Here is a 17966-nt window from a genome sequence, read left to right as displayed (position 1 = left end):
CGGATTACATCCTTTCGGGGGCGGACACGCCCAGTACCTGCAGGCCCGCGGCGATCACCTGGCGGGTCGTCCAGGCCAGCCGCAGGCGCGCCAGTTGCAGGCCGGTATCGGGCACCAGCACGCGCTCGGCGTTGTACCAGGCGTGGAAGTCCGCTGCGCAGTCGCGCAGCCAGAAGGCGATGTGGTGCGGCGCCAGTTCTTGCGCGGCCAGCGCCAGGGTGGCCGGGTATTCGGCCAGGCGTTGCAGCAAGGCGAATTCGGTGGGTGCAACCAGCAGGCCCGGGTCGGCCGCGGCTATGGCCTCGGCCGGATGTTCCGACTGCGTGAGCATCGAGCAGATGCGCGCGTGCGCATACTGGATGTAGTACACCGGGTTTTCTTCGTTGCGCGAGAGCGCCAGGTCGATGTCGAAGACGAACTCGGAATCGGCGCGCCGCTGGATCAGGAAAAAGCGCACCGCGTCCTGGCCGACCCAGTCTATCAGGTCGCGCATGGTGACGTAGCTGCCGGCGCGCTTGGAGATCTTGACCTCGGCGCCGTTGCGCACCACCTTGACCATCTTGTGCAGGATGTAGGCCGGGAAGTCCTTGGGTATGCCCAGCCCCAGGCCCTGCAGGCCGGCGCGCACCCGCGCGATGGTGCCGTGGTGGTCGCTGCCCTGGATATTGATGGCGCGGTGGAAGCCGCGTTCCCATTTGGCCACGTGGTAGGCCACGTCGGGCACGAAATACGTATAGCCGCCCCCGGACTTGCGCATGACGCGGTCTTTGTCGTCGCCCGTGCCCAGTTCGGTGGTGCGCAGCCACAGCGCGCCCTCGCTTTCGTAGGTATGGCCGGCGGCGATCAGGGCCTGCACGGTGCGTTCGACCCGGCCGCTGGTGTAGAGCGAGCTTTCCAGGTAGTAGTTGTCGAACTTCAGGCCGAAGGCCTGCAGGTCGAGATCCTGTTCGCGCCGCAGGTAGGCCACCGCGAAGCGGCGGATGTCGTCAAGGTTTTCCACGTCGCCGCTGGCCGTGACCGCCTCGCCGTCGGAGGCCTGCACCGTCGCCTTGGCCTGGAAGTCGCGGGCGATGTCGACGATATAGTCGCCCTTGTAGCCGTCGGCGGGGAAGTCGGGCGCATCGGGCGCGATGCCGCGGGCCCGCGCCTGTACGCTGATGGCCAGGTTGTCGATCTGGTTGCCGGCGTCGTTGTAGTAGAACTCGCGGGTGACGTCATAGCCCCGGGCGGAAAACAGCCGGCACAGCGAATCGCCCAGCGCCGCCTGGCGGGCATGGCCCACGTGCAGCGGCCCGGTGGGATTGGCCGAGACGAACTCGACCAGTACTTTCTCGCCGCTGGGCGCCAGCATGCCGTAGCGTTCGCCCTGCCGGGCCACGACATCGATCACGGCCTGGCGCGCGGCCGCGGCAAGGCGGAAATTGATGAAGCCCGGGCCGGCGACCTCGGCGCTTTCGACCAGTTGCCGGAAGGCGGGCTCGGCCAGCAGTTTCTCGACGATCTGCTGCGCCAGTTCGCGCGGGTTGCGCCGCGCCGGCTTGGCCAGTTGCATGGCCGTGTTGGTGGCGATGTCGCCGTGAGCCGCTATCTTGGGACGTTCGAGGGTGACCGTAGCCTGGGCGTCGGGGACGATATCGGCCACGGCGGCCTGGATCAGTGCAATGAGTTGTTTTTGTTGCTCTGGGAGCATAGAAAGTGCAGGTATAAGGCGTAACAGGGTCGCGCGCGGCCCTGTGGCGGGGTCAGGCGGAAATGCCGGCCGGCAATGCGCGTTGCAGCGGGCCGGAAGGTATAAATAATAGCGTGATTTGCCGCGCGCCGCCGGCCGGACGCCCTCACGCGGGGACGGCCTGCCAGCCCAGTTCCTGCTGCAGCCACAGGGCGTAGCCGGCCATGTCCACCGTGCCGACTTCGTCCGAGCCGCTGGCGTGCCAGCCTTCCAGGCGCGCGATGAGCTGCTCGGTGGCCTGGCGCCGCTCGCGGCCCAGGTCGGGGTGGGCGTCCTGGCGCGGGTATTGCGTGGACCCGTCGGCGGCCTGCACGGCGCGGTCGCCGTCATACAAGGTGCGCGTGACGGCCGAGCGCTGGTCGTGCAGGATGGGGTCGGTGACTTGTCGGTCGGCCGCCGGGGGCGTGTCGAAACGCACCAGCGCCGCCCGCGCCTGCCACAGCATCCAGTTCAGGGCCACGTCCGAAAGATCGCCGCGGGTCTGGTAGCGCCCCTCTTCGTCGACCGCCAGGCCGCCGCCGATGTCGGAGTGCGCGCCGATGAAGGGCGCTTCCACGGTATTGCCGCCGGGCGCCGCGGCGACGCTGGTCAATGGGAACATCCAGCGGTATTCCTGCAGCGCCACGGCGTGCGCCACCCATTGCCAGGCCGAGGCGATACTCAGGTCGTACAGCGGGTTGGCGACGCCGCTCAGGCCGAACTGCGCCACGGTGTCGAACAAACCCATGAAGCGCAGGTCGACGCAGGCGGTGACCAGGCCCAGGTCGGCGTCCAGATAGGAAAACAGGCCGTCGCTCACCTGTTGCGCGATCATATTGCCGAAGTGCCGGGCCAGGGCCGCGCCGCGGGAAAAGCCGATGATATCTATGGGTATGGTCTCGCCGCGGCCCGCCGTTGCCGCTGCCTCGGCCAGTTCGACCAGCAGGAATTCCCATTGGGCATCGAGTATCAGCCCGGCGGTCTGGGCGGTGACGGCGTCCCAGTCCAGGTAGTGCGGGTTGCCGGGGCCGCTCTGGTAGAACACGGGGCCGTCCTGGTACCACTGGCTCATTTTCCAGACATTGGTCTGGGATATGGGGCTGTTGCGCGTGCCGTCGAAGGCGAACAGCAGCAGCCCGAGCGGATCGGCATGGCGCCGCGGCTGCTGGGCGGCATAGCCCAGGGCCTGGCTGCCGGGCAGGGGCCCCAGCGGATCGGTTTCCAGGTATTGGCCGAGGCCGGGCAGGTAGGTGCGCAGCAGGTTGTCGTGCCAGCCGGTGCCGCGGTCCAGCACCTGGCCGGGCAGGCGCAGGTCCAGTTCCAGGTCGCCCGCCTTGCGGACGGCGGCCCCGGTGGGTTCGTAGTCGGCCAGCCAGCGGATCCGCCGGCCGGCGTCCGTGACCAGGCGGGGCGCGCCCAGCAGGTCGGAATGCACCGCGTACAGGGTGGCCGAGGGCGTGCCCGTGGCAGGGTCGGCGGCATAGTCGATGAAGCCTACCAGGGCGTGGCGGGCGTAGATATAGCGGCGCGTGACGAGCGGCCTGCCGGGCAGTGCCTGGGGAGTTTCACCAAGGCTGTGCTCGGCCCGATTAGCCTTGCCGGCCGGTGCCTGGGGAGCTTCAGCTAGGCTGTGCCCAGCCCGATTTACTTTGCCGGCCAATGTCGCAGCAGGCGCGCCGGCCTGCCCATGATGGGTTTCGGCCACCAGCCGGTTGTCGAGGTAGAAATAATCGATATCGCCGGCCGGGGAACGCACGGCGATGCGTTGGCCTCGGGCATTGTGGAAATAGCGGTGGACCTGGCCGCCGCGCTCGGCAGCCGCCAGGCGGCGTTGCGGTCCATAGCGCAGCCGGAAGCCGTCGTGCGCGAGCGGCAGGCCGCTGGCATCGCGCGCGATCACCGGCTTGGCGGCCCGCCCCGGCTCGCCGCGCGCCGCCAGCGAGCCGTCCTTGTTCCAGGCATACCAGATGGGCTTTGCCGCGCTTGCCCGCTGCGCCCCCGCCAGGCGCGAACGCGCGTCGTAGGCATAGTGCCACGCCTGTTCATGGCGCAGCGCGGGCACGCTGTGCCGTTCACCGGTGATACGGCCCGCGCCGTCGTATTGCAGCCGCTGTATCCATACGGGCGTTCCGTCGTGGTGCAGCGCCAGGCTGCTCGCCCGGCCTCCCGCCACCAGCACCTGCAGTTCCAGGCCGTTGCCGTAGCGGTAGCCGGGCCGTCGCGGGTCGCCGGCGATGACGGAATGGCTGCGGCCCTGCGCGTCGACCCAGTCTATGCCTTGCAGCCGTCCATGGAGGCCCCAGCGATAGTGCAGGGCGCCGCCTTCGGGCAGCAGGTGGCTCAGCAGGCGGCCGGCGGAGTCGTGCCGGAAAGCTTCACTGTAGCGGATAGCGGGGCGGCCGCCCAGGGCGGGCCTGGCGATGTCGCGTCTCGTCAGGCGCCCTGCGGCATCGTAGTGGCGGGTCTCGGTTTCACGAGGATGCTCGATACGCACCGGCAGCGCGCCCCGCCAGGCCACGCGCGTGCTGGCCGAGCCCGCGGCGCCGGCGTGCAGGATGCGGTCGGGGCGGTTGCGGGCGTCGTGGTGGTAGGCCCAGCGATCGCCATTGGCGTAGACCCTCTGGACCAGGCGGCCGCGGGCGTCGTAGCGCAGGCTTTCGAGCCCTGTGAGACCGCTGGACCACGAACTGCGCCGGCCCCATAGCCCATAGTGCAGTTCCAGCCCGGGCCAGCCGGAGTCCGGCGCATGAATGGCCGCCGGGGCGCCCGAGGGGCGGCGGACGACGTCGATGCCGTTGATGTGCAGCAGGCGGCCCTGTGCGTCGTAGCGCGCCCGGGTGCCCGGGGCCGGGCAGCCCGCGCAGGCTGCACCCTCTACCCGCAGCACCCGGTAGCGGTCGCCTATGCGCGCGATGCGCAGGCGGGTAAGACGGCCGCCGCTGTCGGTGACTTCCGTCGTGCCGGGACGCCCGGCCGTGGCAGCCTGGACGTAGCGCAGGCGCAGGCCGCCGGCGGTGTCCGGTGCGCCGGGCGCCCACATGATGGCGCGGCCCGATGTGTCGTAGGCCCAGCTCGCCGTGCGCAGGCTGCGGCCGTCGGCGGCGATGATTTGTATGCCGGTCAGGTGCCGCGCGTGGCCCGCCTGCCATTGCGGCTCGTACAGATAGCGGCGCCGCATGCCGTCGGGCCGGACGACCTCGCGCAGGCGCCGGCCCGCGCCCGTGGGCAGCGCTTCGAAGACATAGCTGAAAACGCCTGCGGGCGACTCGATGCGGTCGATGTAGGCGCGGCCGCCTTCGACCCGGTAATGGAAAGCCAGGCTTGCGCCGCCGCCGGCGGCCAGCCGCTTTATCAGGCCCGCCAGCGCCCGCGGCCGCAGGCCCGCCGTGGCGGATTCATGGCGCTCGATGCGCAGCGTGTCGCCATTGGGGAATACGATGCGCGCGAGCCACCCCTGGCGGTCGAAATGATTCTGCTGGCGATCGGGCCATATCCAGACCCACAGGCCGCCGCGCCGCTCGAGCCTGCCCTGCGCGTCATGCAAGGCGCGCACGATGTCGTCTCCGCGGTCATCGGCGGCGAAGGCGACGCGGCTGCCGTCGGCCTGCACGATCTGCCAGCGGCCCCCCGCGCGGTAGAGCCGCGTGTCGTAGGACCAGGCCCAGCCGCGACCCAGGGCCGAGTCGCGCGGGTCTTGCGCGTTGTAGTGGCGGCGCAGTTCCAGCCGTGGGGCGCGGCGGCTGGGGGGTAGGTCGAGTTCTTGCTGGTATTTATTGCCGGTGGCCAGATTGATGGGGTTGCCCGCCCCGAGATTGATGCCGGGCTCGGCATCGCCGGGCAGGGTGGCGATGCCTCCTTGCCCGCAGGGCTGGCCCAGCGGCGAGGGGCCGCAGCTCATCTGCGCGTGCGCGCTTGCCGCGCAGCACAGCGCGAGCAGCGGCACCAGGATGCGGCGTAGCGGCATGGATGGTTCTCCTGCATGGGGCGGCACGGATATCGCTACCCATATTGCCGCTTGGCAGCCTGTGCAAGATAGGGTAGTGTATCCATGTGTCCATTGAGGAAAACCTGCCAATGCTAGTTGTATTTCATTCGAAGGCCGCGGCCGAAGTCTTGATGTTCAAGGAACACGCGCTGCCCATATTGAAGGCGGCGGGCAAGCCTTATACCGACAGCATGCCGGATCGCGGGGTCATCACGCGCGACCAGCTCGGCCAGGCCGTCGCCGGCATCGAAAATGCCATCTCGGCCAATCCCGACTCGGCAATTCCCTACGACAACGACCAGAACGATTCCAAAGATCATCCGGTGTCGCAGGCCGTAAGTTTTCGCCGCCGCGCCTGGCCCTTGCTGGCCATGCTGAAGCTGTCGCGCGACGAAGGCGCCGACGTGCTCTGGGAACCCGCCCCCACGACGTGGTAGCGCCCGGAAACGGCCGTCCTGCCCGCGGCATTGCGCCGCGCAGCTGCTGCCGTGCGTAAGCCCGAGTCGCGGCGCAACGCCGCTGCCGGCCAGGCGATGCAGTAATAGACGATGCAGTAATAAAAGAGCCACGCCGGCGTAATGCCGGCGTGGCTCTTTGCTGCTGCTTTACCCGATGCCGCGGCGGCTGCCGCGGGCGGATCAGGCCTCGGTTGTTTCAGCCGTGTCGGGCTGCGTGACGTCTGCCGCAGCATGGCGGTTGACGGCGCTCAGGATGGCCAGGAACGACGCCGTGACGATGTCGCGATGGACGCCGACGCCGAAGCCGGTGGCCGAGTCGCCGACCCGCAGTTCCACATAGGATGCGGCCCGGGTGTCGGTGCCGGTGCCGATGGCGTGTTCGTGGTAGTCCATGATGCGTATCGGCATGCCCACGGCGTCGACGAAGGCCGCGATGGCGCCGTCCCCCTTGCCTTGCAGGTGCCGGACTTCGCCGTTTACCTCGACCTCGGCGTCGATGCTGAACTGGTGCCCGCTATCGGCCTTGGGATCGCCGGTGATGCGGTGGCGCACCAGCTTCCAGGGCTGGTCTTGTTCCAGGTATTCTTTGCTGAAGATCTTGTAGACCGCGCCGGAAGTGACTTCCGAGCCGGTCTCGTCGGTGACGCGCTGGATGGCGCGGCTGAATTCGATCTGCAGCCGGCGCGGCAATGCCAGCCCGTGTTCTTGTTCGAGCAGGTAGGCGACGCCCCCCTTGCCGGACTGGCTGTTGACTCGGATCACCGCGTCGTAGCTGCGGCCCAGGTCGGCCGGGTCGATCGGCAGATAGGGCACTTCCCAGAGCGCATCGGGCTGCTGCTGCGCGAAGCCCTTCTTGATGGCGTCCTGGTGCGAACCCGAGAAGGCCGTAAACACCAGGTCGCCGGCGTAGGGGTGGCGCGGGTGTACGGGCAACTGGTTGCAGTATTCGACGCAGCGGCGTACTTCGTCGATGTCGGAAAAATCCAGCCCCGGGTGTATGCCCTGGGTGTACAGGTTCAATGCCAGCGTGACCAGGTCGACGTTGCCGGTGCGCTCGCCGTTGCCGAACAGGCAGCCTTCGATGCGGTCGGCGCCGGCCATGACGGCGAACTCGGCGGCCGCCACCGCGGTGCCTCGGTCATTGTGCGGGTGCACGCTCAGCACCACGCTGTCGCGGCGCTTCAGGTTCTTGTGCATCCATTCGATCTGGTCGGCGTACAGATTGGGCGTGGTCGCCTCGATCGTGGCCGGCAGGTTGAAGATGATCTTGGATTCGGGCGAGGGCTGCCAGACGTCGCCCACCGCGTTGCAGACTTCCAGCGCGAATTCGGGCTCGGTGGTGCTGAAGACCTCGGGCGAGTATTCGTAGCGCCAAGAGGTTTCGGGATGCTGCCCGGTGAACTCCTTGACCGCGCGGGTGCCGCTTACCGCGATTTCCTTGATCTGGTCCTTGCTCATGTTGAAGACGATCTTGCGGAACGCCGGCGCGCAGGCGTTGTACAAGTGGACGATGGCGCGCTTGGCGCCGGCGGCCGCCTCGACGGTGCGGCGGATCAGGTCTTCGCGCGATTGCGTCAGGACGATGATGGTGACGTCTTCGGGGATGCGCTTTTCATCGACCAGCTTGCGCACGAAGTCGAAGTCGGTCTGCGAGGCGGACGGAAAGCCGACCTCGATTTCCTTGAAGCCGATCTTCACGAGCTGCTCGAAGAAGCGCAGCTTGCGTTCCACGCTCATGGGCTCGATCAGCGACTGGTTGCCGTCGCGCAGATCGGTGCTCATCCAGATGGGGGGATGCTCGATGCGGCGGGAAGGCCAGGTTCGCTCGGAGAAATCGCGGGCAAAGGGCCGGAACGGACGGTATTTGTCGGAAGGACGGGGAATCATGTGGTGCACCTATCGGGCTGGAGTCTGGCGAGATCGCCGGCCGGCAGGGATAGATCAGGAATGGGCCGAGCGGCGATGCGGAACTGCGTGGCGCAACGGTTGCCGAACTGCCACGGGAACGCTAGGCCCGGCAACCGATCGGTAGCAGTAGCGATAGGGCGAGGGTAAGCGGAAGGGGGAAGGCAAGGCGCGCGTGTTCACCCGCAGCGTGGCTGCGCAAGGCGAAGTGGCAAGAATGGGCGCGTGCTTCCATCCCCGTAGTCGACCATATTTTCAGGAAGATTGCAAGCCGCTCGGGGCGGGGCTGGCAACCGGATCGGCCGCGTCCAGGGCCTGTTCGTGCTGGCGCGCCAGGGTGATCTTGGCGGCGCGGCGCGCCCGGAGTTCGTGCGCGGTGCGTTGCAGATCGCCAACGGTGACCGGGTCGCGGCGGTCTTGCCAGGCCCAGCGCAGCACTTCTTTGGCGGGATCGGACAGGTGCCGCACCAGCTCGGTGAACATTTCGGCGCTGACCAGCTTGCCGCGCACTCTTTCCTGGCTGCTGCGCACGTAGCGATACAGAAAATACGCAATAATTAGCGTGCAGAGCGCGACCACGCCCCACCAGAAGAACGGGTTGTACTGCTGCACGAATTCGATGGCTTGGGGGCCGAGCGCATGCAGGCCCGTGTAGTCCAGATCGTGGCCGAAGGCTACCACGCGGTTGAGCAGGTCGTACCAGATCAGCGCCACCACGACGATCACCACCACGCAGGTGATTTTCTGGGCCGCGGTAAGCTTGAGCAGGGCATTGCGCAACAGGACGTCATCCTGGCGGGTGGGCTGTGATGTCGGATTCTGTTTCATGCAAAATATTGTACCTATGCAATCGCGCCATTCATTAGAACTTCGTAACCATCAGCAATTGGCGCTGACACCCCAGCTGCAGCAATCGATACGGTTCCTGCAGCTTTCGGCGCTGGATCTCGAAGCGGAAATCGCACAGGCGCTGCAGGACAACCCGCTGCTCGAGCGCCAGGCGGATGCAGAGTATGACACCGATGGCCAGCCACAGGAACCGGCCGGGCCCGAATCCGCCGCCGAAGAGCCGCGCGACGACTGGGCGAACCTGACGCTGCCGGGCCGCCGTTCCGACGAGGACGGCGAGTTCGAGCGGCCCGAGGCGGCCGCGGCGGAAACGCTGGCGCAGCATCTGCTGGGCCAGCTCGGCCTGACGCGCGCCGGCGGGCGCGACGCGGCGCTGGTCAGCCTGCTGGTCGACGAGCTCGACGAAGACGGGTATTTGCAGACGCCGCTCGAGGACATCGCGGCCTGCCTGCCGCCGGAACTGGGCGTCGAGCCCGAGGAATTGTCCACGGCGTTGCGGCTGCTGCAGTCCTTCGACCCGCCCGGAGTGGGCGCGCGTTCCCTGGGCGAATGCCTGGTGCTGCAGATGGACGCGGCGGATGCAGGCGACGGCGCTCAGGGCGAGCCCGAAGTGCGGGCCTGCGCGCGCCTGCTGGCGCTGCACCACCTGGACCTGCTCGCCTCCGGCAACCTGGCGCGCCTGCGTACGGCCTTGGGCTGCACCCAGGACACCCTGCGCGCCGCGCATGCGCTGCTGCAAGGGCTCGAGCCCCGCCCCGGGCGCGCCTGGGCGCGCAATGTCGCCGACTATGTGACGCCCGAGGTGCTGGTGTCCAAGGGCGCGGGCGGACGCTGGGTAGCGCGCCTGAATCCCTCGACCTTGCCGCGGCTGCGCATCGACAGCCAGTACGAACGCATGCTGGCGCAAAGCGGCGAGCGCGGCCCGCTGCACGAACAACTGCAGCAGGCGCACGGGCTGCTGCGCAGCGTCAACCAGCGCTTCGACACCATCTTGCGGGTGGCGCAGGCCATCGTCGAGCGCCAGCAGGAATTCTTCGAGCGCGGCATGCAGGCCATGCGGCCGCTGGTGCTGCGCGACATCGCCGAAGCCCTCGGCATGCACGAATCCACCATATCGCGCGCCACCCGCCAGAAATTCGCGGCCACGCCCTGGGGCGTGCTGGAATTGAAGCGCTTCTTCGGCGCCGCGCTCGAAACGGGCGATGGCGACACGACCTCGGCCGCGGCGGTGCGCACGCTGATCATTCAACTGGTGTCCCAGGAATCGGGCGCCAAGCCCCTGTCGGACAGCCAGATAGCGGCCAGCCTGGGCGAACGCGGCGTGGTGATCGCACGCCGCACCGTTGCCAAGTACCGCGAGGCCGCGGGCATACAGCCCGCATCCCTGCGCAAAGCCAGGGCCGCGCTGGAGTCGGGCTGAGCGGCGGGCTGTGTATTGGGCGGTAGACGATGGACGATAGAGGGCAGACGGCAGACGGCAGGGCCTAGGTCCGCTGGCTTTGCGGCGGCGGAGCCACACATTCGGGGGGCGACGGCAGGCTCGGCAGAGGGTGATCGATGCGGTGCAACATTTCGCGCTTGCTTTTTGCTTGGTGCCGGATGATAATTCTTCTCATGTTCATTTGTATCTGCAACGCAATCACCGAAGGCCATGTCCGTTCCGCTATTGCGGAAGGGGCCAGTTCGCTTCCGGACCTGCAGGCCCAGCTTGGGGTCGCGACTTGTTGCGGCTGTTGCGCCGAGACGGTTGCCGAATACTTGCCCGGCGGCCGCTATGCCGATCATGCCACCAGTGAATACGGCTTGGGCGGTGGCGGAGTGCTCGCCGGCGCTGCGGCCAACGACGCCCACGTCAGCACGGTCGAGCGGGTCGAACTGGTAGAAGTCGTCGCGCGCCGCGCCTGATTCGCCGCCGCGCCTGCGTGCGCCTTTACCGATAGTTTGTCCGCAGCTGAAGCTAGAGCTAAAGCTGAAGGTACAGGGACAAAGTACAGATCCGGGCATTCCTCTCCCTTCTCTCCCCCTGTGCTACCTCGTTCTTACGCTCGTTCTTACGCCTTGATTGCATTTTGTTGCAATTTTCTCGGGCGTGATTTTCCTCTTGTTTATTGCCGTCATCGCACCCGCATCGGGGCTGCTTCGTCCCCGTTTTTGCCCGAAATCCGCCGGGCGGCTCGCCCACGGCCCTTGTATGTCCTGGCATCGGCCGCCGCAAGGCCTTAAGCGCTAGCTACATGCTGAATCATTAGCGTTCCCATCCCCGTTCTCTGTACATGTCCGCGCCCCCGTCGGCGATGGGTGAAATCGCCGCTTACCCATGCTAGCCTTGCATTCATGACGGCGCCATGGCGCCGCGCCGCGGGCGTTCGTCCCGCCTGGTGCTGCGATGCAAGCAGCCGCGCAACCTACAGGAGCAAGGCCATGAAAGGTGACAAAACCGTCATCCAGTATCTGAACAAGCAGCTCAAGAACGAGCTCACCGCCATCAATCAGTATTTCCTGCATGCCCGCATGTTGCGGCATTGGGGCCTGAACAAGATGGGCAAGCACGAGTACGACGAGTCGATCGGTGAAATGAAGCATGCCGATCGCCTGATCGAACGCATCTTCATGCTCGACGGCCTGCCGAACTTGCAGGATCTGCACAAGCTGATGATCGGCGAGAATACGCCCGAGATCCTGCAATGCGATCTCAAGCTGGAATCCGCTGCCCAGGAAACCGTGAAGGAAGGCATGGCGTACTGTGAATCGGTGCGCGACTTCGTATCGCGCGACCTGTTCCAGGACATACTCAACGACACCGAAGAGCACATAGACTGGCTGGAAACCCAGATCGAGCTGGTCGACAAGGTCGGCCTGCAAAACTACCTGCAGTCGCAAATGGACGACGACGAGTAGCCGGGGCGAACAAGCCGGACGAACAAGCAAAAGCGCCGCATTGGAATGCGGCGCTTTTGCTTTGGGGGCCCTGCTTCGGATGTCGCTGCGGGCCCTGGTTACGCGCGCGGGCCTAGAAGCTCTTGGCCGGGCAGTCGGGCACCTTGCCCCAGGCATTATTGGGCTCGCAGTATTTCTTGCGGGCGGTCCAGGCGCAACTGGGTCTTTCGAAGAAGCTCTGTGCGTCGCAGGCCAGGATCTCGCGGTGCAGGGCGACGCGCCATGCGCCGCTCGTGTCCAGCGGAGGCGCGGGAGGCGGGGGCGGAGTGTCGACGGGTTGCACTGGCTGCACGGGCTGTACCTGCTGGATGGGCTGCGAGCCGCCCGTGCCCAGGCCGCCCAGGTTCAGGCCGCCCACGTCGGCGATGCCGACCAGCGGCTGGCCGGTGCCGCCGCCGGCGGCGGCGATCTGCTTGGCCTCGTCTTCCGTGATGGTCGTCGTGGCCAGATCCACGACGGCATTGGGATTGGAGGCATCGACCAGCGCCTTCTCGGGCAGTTCCCAGGCGACGGGCGGGATGGGCTTGGGTATGCCGAAGCCGCCGTTGACCAGCGGCTGGGGCGGTTGGGCCGTATAGGGATGACCGTTGGCATCAAGCACCGGAACGGCGTCGGTCTTGGGCTGGCCGGGCATGTCCGTGGCCGCTACGGGGGCGTGAACCACCAGCCAGTCTCCCAGGTGCAGGCCGCCCCAGGCGGAAGCGCCTGCGGCAACCAACAATACGACAATGAGGAAACGCCAGGACATGCGACTTACCCTCGGTTCATGAAATATTACGAGCCTCCGGCGGCTGCCGCGGTTGCCGGGAAGCGCTTGGGCGCTTGCCCACCACGGCGATCGCCAGTCAGAGGACTGATCCTAGTATAAACAACAAGAACATGCGCGCGCCGCCGGGAATGTTAAGAGAAGTTCTCGGCTTGCCGGGGCTGCGCCGGCCCCGGACGATCCGTTCGTGGCTGCTCATTGCGCGTTCAGGCCTGGTCACCGAAGACCTGCCCGCCATGCTCGCGCATGGCATGGAAGCGCACGGCCGGGTAGAGTTCCTCGGCCACCCGCAACTGGGCCGGCGAACTGGCCAAGAATGCGGCCGCATCGACCACATCGTAGGCAATATTGGCGGCGTTGGAATCCAGGAATTTGCGCAGCGCCTTGGGGTCGTCCGAGGTGACCCAGCGCGCCATGTTGTAGCGCGACGGCATGAGCCGCGCGTCCACGCCGTATTCGGTCTTGAGCCGATGCGCCACCACTTCGAACTGCAGTTGGCCTATGGCCCCCAGCAGCAGCGCTCCGCCGGCGGCTGCCGGCTTGAACACCTGGATCGCGCCTTCTTCGCCGAGCTGGGTCAGGCCTGTGCGCAGTTGCTTGATGCGCAGCGGATCCTTGACTTCTACCGCCTGGAACAGCTCGGGCGCGAAGAAGGGCAGGCCGGTGAATTGCAGGTTCTCGCCCTCGGTGAGCACGTCGCCCAATTGCAGCACGCCATGGTTGGGTATGCCGATGACGTCGCCGGCATAGGCTTCGTCCAGCAGTTCGCGGCGTTGCGACAGGAAGGACACGACGTTGTTGGGGCGGATTTCCTTGCCGGTGCGCGACACCTTCAGGCGCATGCCGCGCTCGAAGCGCCCGGAACTGACGCGCAGGAAGGCGACGCGGTCGCGGTGCGCTGGGTCCATATTGGCCTGCACCTTGAACACCACGCCGCTGAAGCGCGGCTCGTCGGGCTGCACCTCGCGCTGCAGCGCGGCGCGCGGACCGGGCCGCGGCGCCAGCTCCACCAGCGCGTCGAGCACTTCCTGCACGCCGAAATTATTGATCGCCGAGCCGAAGAAGACCGGGGTCTGGCGGCCGGCCAGGAAGGCGGCGTGGTCGAAGGCCGGGGCCGCGGCCTCGATCAGGTCGATTTCCTCGCTCGCCTGGCGGTAGGTGTCGCCGAAGCGCTCGGCGATCGCCGGATTGTCGCGGCCCTCGATGATTTCGTCTTCTTCGCCGCGCCGTTCCTGGCCGGCCTTGAAGACGCGCATGCGGTTGCGGCGGATGTCGAACACGCCGCCGAAGCTGCGGCCCATGCCCACGGGCCAGGAAAAGGGCACGGCGTCCATGCCCAGGTGCGATTCGATCTCGGAGAGCAAATTCAGCGGCTCGCGCACTTCGCGGTCGAGCTTGTTGATGAAGGTGATGATGGGCGTGTTGCGCGCGCGGCAGACCTGCAGCAGCCGTATGGTCTGCGGTTCCACGCCGTTGGCCGCGTCGATCACCATCAGCGCCGCGTCCACCGCGGTCAGCACGCGGTAGGTGTCTTCGGAGAAATCCTGGTGGCCCGGGGTGTCGAGCAGGTTCAGCACGCAGTCGCGGTATTCCATCTGCATGACGGAAGACGCCACCGAGATGCCGCGCTGCTTTTCGATTTCCATCCAGTCGGAGGCCGCATGGCGGCTGGCCTTGCGCGCCTTGACGCTGCCCGCGATCTGGATCGCGCCGGCGAACAGCAGCAGTTTCTCGGTGAGTGTGGTCTTGCCCGCGTCGGGGTGGGAAATAATGGCGAAGGTGCGTCGCCGCGCGACTTCTTGTTTGATGCTCATGCGGTGATTTTAACGTGTGTCCGTGCCGCGCCCGAGGCGGCGGCGCCCTGCGCAGGCCCTTGTTGCGGGGTGAGATCGGCCGCCGGTGTGCTGCCGAAAGGCGCGGGCGTGGCTTGCGGTCTTGCGCGCCATGGCGCAGGTATCGAGTGCGGCGCGCATGGTGTCTATCTGTGGCGGGCGAACGATGCCAGCACCGTGCCGGCCAGGATGAACAGTGCGCCGAAGACGCGGTTCATCCAGCGGACATGGCGCGGCTTGCGCAGCAGCTTCAGGACGCGCGAGGCCAGGGCGGTGTAGCAGCCCATGGCCACCACGTCGGTGAAACACAGCGTCGCCCCTATGACCAGGTACTGAGGCGCCAGCGCCTTCGCCGGGTCCAGGAACTGCGGCACCACGGCCAGCAGGAATACGGTGCCCTTGGGGTTCGTGACGTTCACCAGCCAGCCGCGCAGCACCAGCTCGCGGATCCGGAAGACCGCCGGGTTGCCGGTGTCCACGGCCACGGGCGAGGCATCGCTGCGGAATTGCCGCCAGCCGAGGTAGATCAGGTAGCCGACCCCCAGCCACTTGACGATGGCGAAGCCCAGATCGGACGTCGCCAGCAGCGCCCCCAGGCCCACGCCCACCACCAGCAACTGGCACAGGATGCCGGAGATCAGCCCCAGCGTGGTCCAGTAGCCGCGCCGAAAGCCGTACTTGAGCCCCGCGGCCATGGCCGAGACGGCGCCCGCGCCGGGCGAGAACGAGATTGCCCAGGATGCGGCGAAAAAAGTGAGCCAGGTGGACAGTGACATGGCGGCAGGCCTCGCACGGGTTTGCGATCAGGACGGCAAGCACGCCTTAGGAACAAGGCGCGATGCCGCGGACGCTAGTGTCGTGCCTCAGAAGTTCGCACCCATGAAATTGCGTCTTCGCGCGCAGGCCGGCGTTGCAAATCCTCGCGATAGTTACGACTATCGCTGCGGTTTGCGCCTTGCCCTGCACACGAATCCGTCAATTTCATTATGGGCACGAACTTCTGAGACACGACACTGGCAATAGTACGGCAAGGCGCGGCCACGCTCTCGTCTTTTTGATCGCGGATCCGTATCAGGCGGATTTCCTCAGCAGCGCCGGGGCGTTTGTTGCCGGCCGGCGGCCGGATGACCGCGAGGCGTCGGGCCGGCCTGCCGCGTCGGAGCGCGCCATGCCGGGCTGTCCCGCATCGGATCGGGCCGCGTTCGGTCGGGCCGAGCTCGGCCGGGCGCTGCCCGATCGCGCTGCGCCGGATCTGTCCGTGTCGCGCCTTTCCGCGTTCCTGCCTGCCGGCTGGGCCGACCTGCCTGCTGCTGCCGGGCGCGCGCCGCGCGCATGCGGCGCCGCGTCCTGGCGGCCGCGGCCCTGGCCGGAGCGTCGCCCGGGTTGGGCTTCGCGCCGCTCGGGGGTGGGGTCGGCCTTGACCATCGAGGGCGACCAGCCCGCCACGGTGCTGCGTTCTATGGGCTTGCGGATCAGCTTCTCGATGGCGCCGAGCAGCTTGATTTCGCTGGAGTCGACCAGCGACAGGGCCGAGCCTTCGCTGCCGGCGCGGCCGGTGCGGCCGATGCGGTGCACGTAGTCTTCGGGAACATTGGGCAGTTCGAAGTTCACCACGTGGGGCAATTGTTCGATGTCCAGGCCGCGCGCGGCGATGTCGGTGGCCACCAGCACGGCGACCTTGCCGTCCTTGAAGCCGCTCAGGGCGCGGGTACGCGCAGCCTGGCTCTTGTTGCCGTGGATCGCGGCGGCCGACAGGCCGTCCTTGACGAGCTTTTCGGCCAGGCGGTTGGCGCCGTGCTTGGTGCGGGTGAAGACCAGCACCTGGTGCCAGCCGCTTTCGCGGATGATGTGGCTGAGCAGGTCGCGCTTGTGCGATTGCTCGGTCATGACCACGCTCTGGCTGACCAGTTCCGAGGCGGTATTGCGCCGCGCCACCGAGACCTCGGCGGGGTTGTTCAGCACGCCGCGCGACAGCTCTCGGATCTCGTCCGAGAAGGTGGCGGAGAACAGCAGGTTCTGGCGCTGCTTGGGCAGCAGCGCGAGCACGCGCCGTATGTCGCGTATGAAGCCCATGTCCAGCATGCGGTCGGCTTCGTCCAGCACCAGGATTTCCACGCCCGACAGGTCGACGGTTTTCTGCTGCGCGTGATCGAGCAGCCGGCCCGGGGTCGCCACCAGGATGTCCAGGGGCTTGCGCAGCGCGCCGATTTGCGGATTGATATTGACGCCGCCGAACATCACCATGGTGCGCAGCGAGGTGTATTTGCCGTAGGTGCGCACCGATTCTTCCACCTGGGCCGCCAGTTCGCGGGTCGGGGTCAGGATCAGGCAGCGCGGGCGCCCGGGCTTGTGTTGCGCCAGCGGGCGCTGCATGAGCTGGTGCAGGATGGGCAGTGTGAAGCCGGCGGTCTTGCCGGTGCCCGTCTGGGCAGCGGCAAGGACGTCGGCGCCTTGCATCACGACGGGGATGGCCTGCGCCTGGATCGGGGTCGGCTGGCTGTAGCCGGTGTCCGAAATGGCGCGCAGTAAGGGTTCTGCCAAGCCGAGCGAGGCAAATGAAGATTGCGTATTCAAGAAAAACTCCCGCGACAGCCTATCGCTCGAGTCGAGAGAGACCAATCTAGGCAGGCGAAAAAAAGTGAGGCTGAGGGATCAGCAGCTGGCAGGGCCAAGAACGGCCTGCGAGACGCGCGTTGACTGGCATGACGCGCAAGTCCGACATTGTAGCGTAGTTACCCGTTGTGCGCCGCGCCACCCGGCGGCGGCTCCCAATGGTAAGGTTTTGTTAAATGGCATGCCGACGCCCGCCGATTGCCGCGAAAATCCGCATATATCGCCGCGGCTGGTGTAGCCTGTGGCATCCTGCGGTTTCGCGCGGTTTCTTCCAACTTCCGTCAGACGGTTCATACATGAAACGATTCCTCCTGGCCCTGCTCCTGCCCTGCCTGGCTGTGCTGCTTTCCGGCTGCGGCTACAACGACATCCAGCGCCTGGACGAACAGGTCAAGGCCGCGTGGTCCGAGACCCTGAACCAGTACCAGCGCCGCGCCGAACTGGTGCCCAAGCTGGTGAACTCGGTCAATGCCTATATGGTCAACGAGCGTGCCGTGCTGACCCAGGTAACCGAGGCGCGCGCCAAGGTCGGCAGCGTGCAGATCAGCGCCAAGGACCTCGACAACCCCGAGCGCATGAAGCAGTTCGAGCAGGCCCAGGGGCAACTGACCTCGGCGCTGTCGCGCCTGATCGCGGTGTCCGAGAACTATCCGCAGCTCAAGAGCGACGGCTTGTTCCGCGACCTGATGACACAGCTCGAGGGCACCGAAAACCGCATCGCCACCGAACGCGGCCGCTACGTCAAGGCGGTGCAGGCATACAACCTGGCCATCCGGCAGTTCCCGACGCTGATCACCGCGAAGATCTTCGGCTATCACACCATGGAAAACTATGGCGTGGCCCAGCAAGAGCAATTGATGCGCGACCCCGAAGTGAAATTCAGCCTGCCGGAGCCGGCGGCCGCTAAATGAGC

At 66.8% G+C, this 17966-nt stretch carries 13 protein-coding genes; 5 read left to right on the top strand and 8 right to left on the bottom strand.

All coding sequences use genetic code 11. The annotated features are described in order from the left end of the window. Positions 1-4: 4 nt before the first annotated feature. Together argS and KVP10_RS03915 are read right to left on the bottom strand one after the other, a co-directional pair. On the bottom strand, positions 5-1690 hold the full coding sequence (gene argS / locus KVP10_RS03920; protein ID WP_217963177.1) for an arginine--tRNA ligase: 1686 nt from the start codon (positions 1688-1690) through the stop codon (positions 5-7). Between the two features lie 145 nt (positions 1691-1835). Next, positions 1836-5672: a phospholipase effector Tle1 domain-containing protein gene (locus tag KVP10_RS03915; RefSeq protein ID WP_217963176.1), complete on the bottom strand. Its 3837-nt coding sequence runs from the start codon at positions 5670-5672 to the stop codon at positions 1836-1838. Positions 5673-5782: 110 nt separating this feature from the next. Here KVP10_RS03915 and KVP10_RS03910 point away from each other — a divergent pair, with 110 nt between their 5' ends. Further along, positions 5783-6130 carry a DUF1840 domain-containing protein gene (locus KVP10_RS03910; RefSeq protein WP_217963175.1) on the top strand — a complete coding sequence of 116 codons (348 nt, stop codon included), beginning with the start codon at positions 5783-5785 and terminating at the stop codon, positions 6128-6130. 201 nt (positions 6131-6331) lie between these two features. On the opposite strand, the gene leuA is transcribed toward KVP10_RS03910, so the two are convergent. After that, a complete protein-coding gene (gene leuA / locus KVP10_RS03905; RefSeq protein ID WP_217963174.1) occupies positions 6332-8038 on the bottom strand; it encodes a 2-isopropylmalate synthase in 1707 nt (568 codons plus the stop codon). A 273-nt stretch (positions 8039-8311) separates the two neighbouring features. After that, positions 8312-8884, bottom strand: coding sequence for a hypothetical protein (locus tag KVP10_RS03900; protein ID WP_217963173.1), 573 nt, complete (start codon positions 8882-8884; stop codon positions 8312-8314). Between KVP10_RS03900 and rpoN the strand changes: the two genes are divergently transcribed. The 3 genes from rpoN to bfr all read left to right on the top strand — a co-directional run bounded on the left by rpoN (position 8883) and on the right by bfr (position 11803). Continuing rightward, positions 8883-10325, top strand: a complete 1443-nt coding sequence (gene rpoN / locus KVP10_RS03895) for an RNA polymerase factor sigma-54 (RefSeq protein WP_217963172.1) — start codon at positions 8883-8885, stop codon at positions 10323-10325. The two genes, KVP10_RS03900 and rpoN, sit on opposite strands and share 2 nt — an antisense overlap. 194 nt (positions 10326-10519) lie before the next feature. Next, the gene (locus tag KVP10_RS03890; protein ID WP_217963171.1) at positions 10520-10810 is read left to right on the top strand and encodes a (2Fe-2S)-binding protein; all 291 of its coding nucleotides are present in this window, start codon (positions 10520-10522) and stop codon (positions 10808-10810) included. Positions 10811-11326: 516 nt separating this feature from the next. Further along, the gene (gene bfr / locus KVP10_RS03885; protein ID WP_217963170.1) at positions 11327-11803 is read left to right on the top strand and encodes a bacterioferritin; all 477 of its coding nucleotides are present in this window, start codon (positions 11327-11329) and stop codon (positions 11801-11803) included. A 112-nt stretch (positions 11804-11915) separates the two neighbouring features. Here the strand turns inward: bfr and KVP10_RS03880 are convergent, their stop codons facing one another. The 4 genes from KVP10_RS03880 to KVP10_RS03865 all read right to left on the bottom strand — a co-directional run bounded on the left by KVP10_RS03880 (position 11916) and on the right by KVP10_RS03865 (position 17014). After that, positions 11916-12590: a hypothetical protein gene (locus KVP10_RS03880; protein WP_217963169.1), complete on the bottom strand. Its 675-nt coding sequence runs from the start codon at positions 12588-12590 to the stop codon at positions 11916-11918. 224 nt (positions 12591-12814) lie between these two features. Further along, a complete protein-coding gene (locus KVP10_RS03875) occupies positions 12815-14422 on the bottom strand; it encodes a peptide chain release factor 3 (RefSeq protein WP_217963168.1) in 1608 nt (535 codons plus the stop codon). Positions 14423-14586: 164 nt separating this feature from the next. Then, a complete protein-coding gene (locus KVP10_RS03870) occupies positions 14587-15216 on the bottom strand; it encodes a LysE family transporter (RefSeq protein ID WP_217963167.1) in 630 nt (209 codons plus the stop codon). 295 nt (positions 15217-15511) lie between these two features. Beyond that, a complete protein-coding gene (locus KVP10_RS03865) occupies positions 15512-17014 on the bottom strand; it encodes a DEAD/DEAH box helicase (protein WP_217963166.1) in 1503 nt (500 codons plus the stop codon). Between the two features lie 335 nt (positions 17015-17349). Between KVP10_RS03865 and KVP10_RS03860 the strand changes: the two genes are divergently transcribed. Then, complete coding sequence (locus KVP10_RS03860) at positions 17350-17964, top strand: LemA family protein (protein WP_217963165.1); 615 nt, start codon at positions 17350-17352, stop codon at positions 17962-17964. The last annotated feature ends 2 nt before the right edge of the window (positions 17965-17966 follow it).

Source organism: Candidimonas humi (genome assembly GCF_019166065.1).
Taxonomy (GTDB): Bacteria; Pseudomonadota; Gammaproteobacteria; order Burkholderiales; family Burkholderiaceae_B; genus Candidimonas; species Candidimonas humi.
Note: the sequence above shows the minus strand (reverse complement) of the source record. Positions and strands in the feature narration are given on the sequence as shown.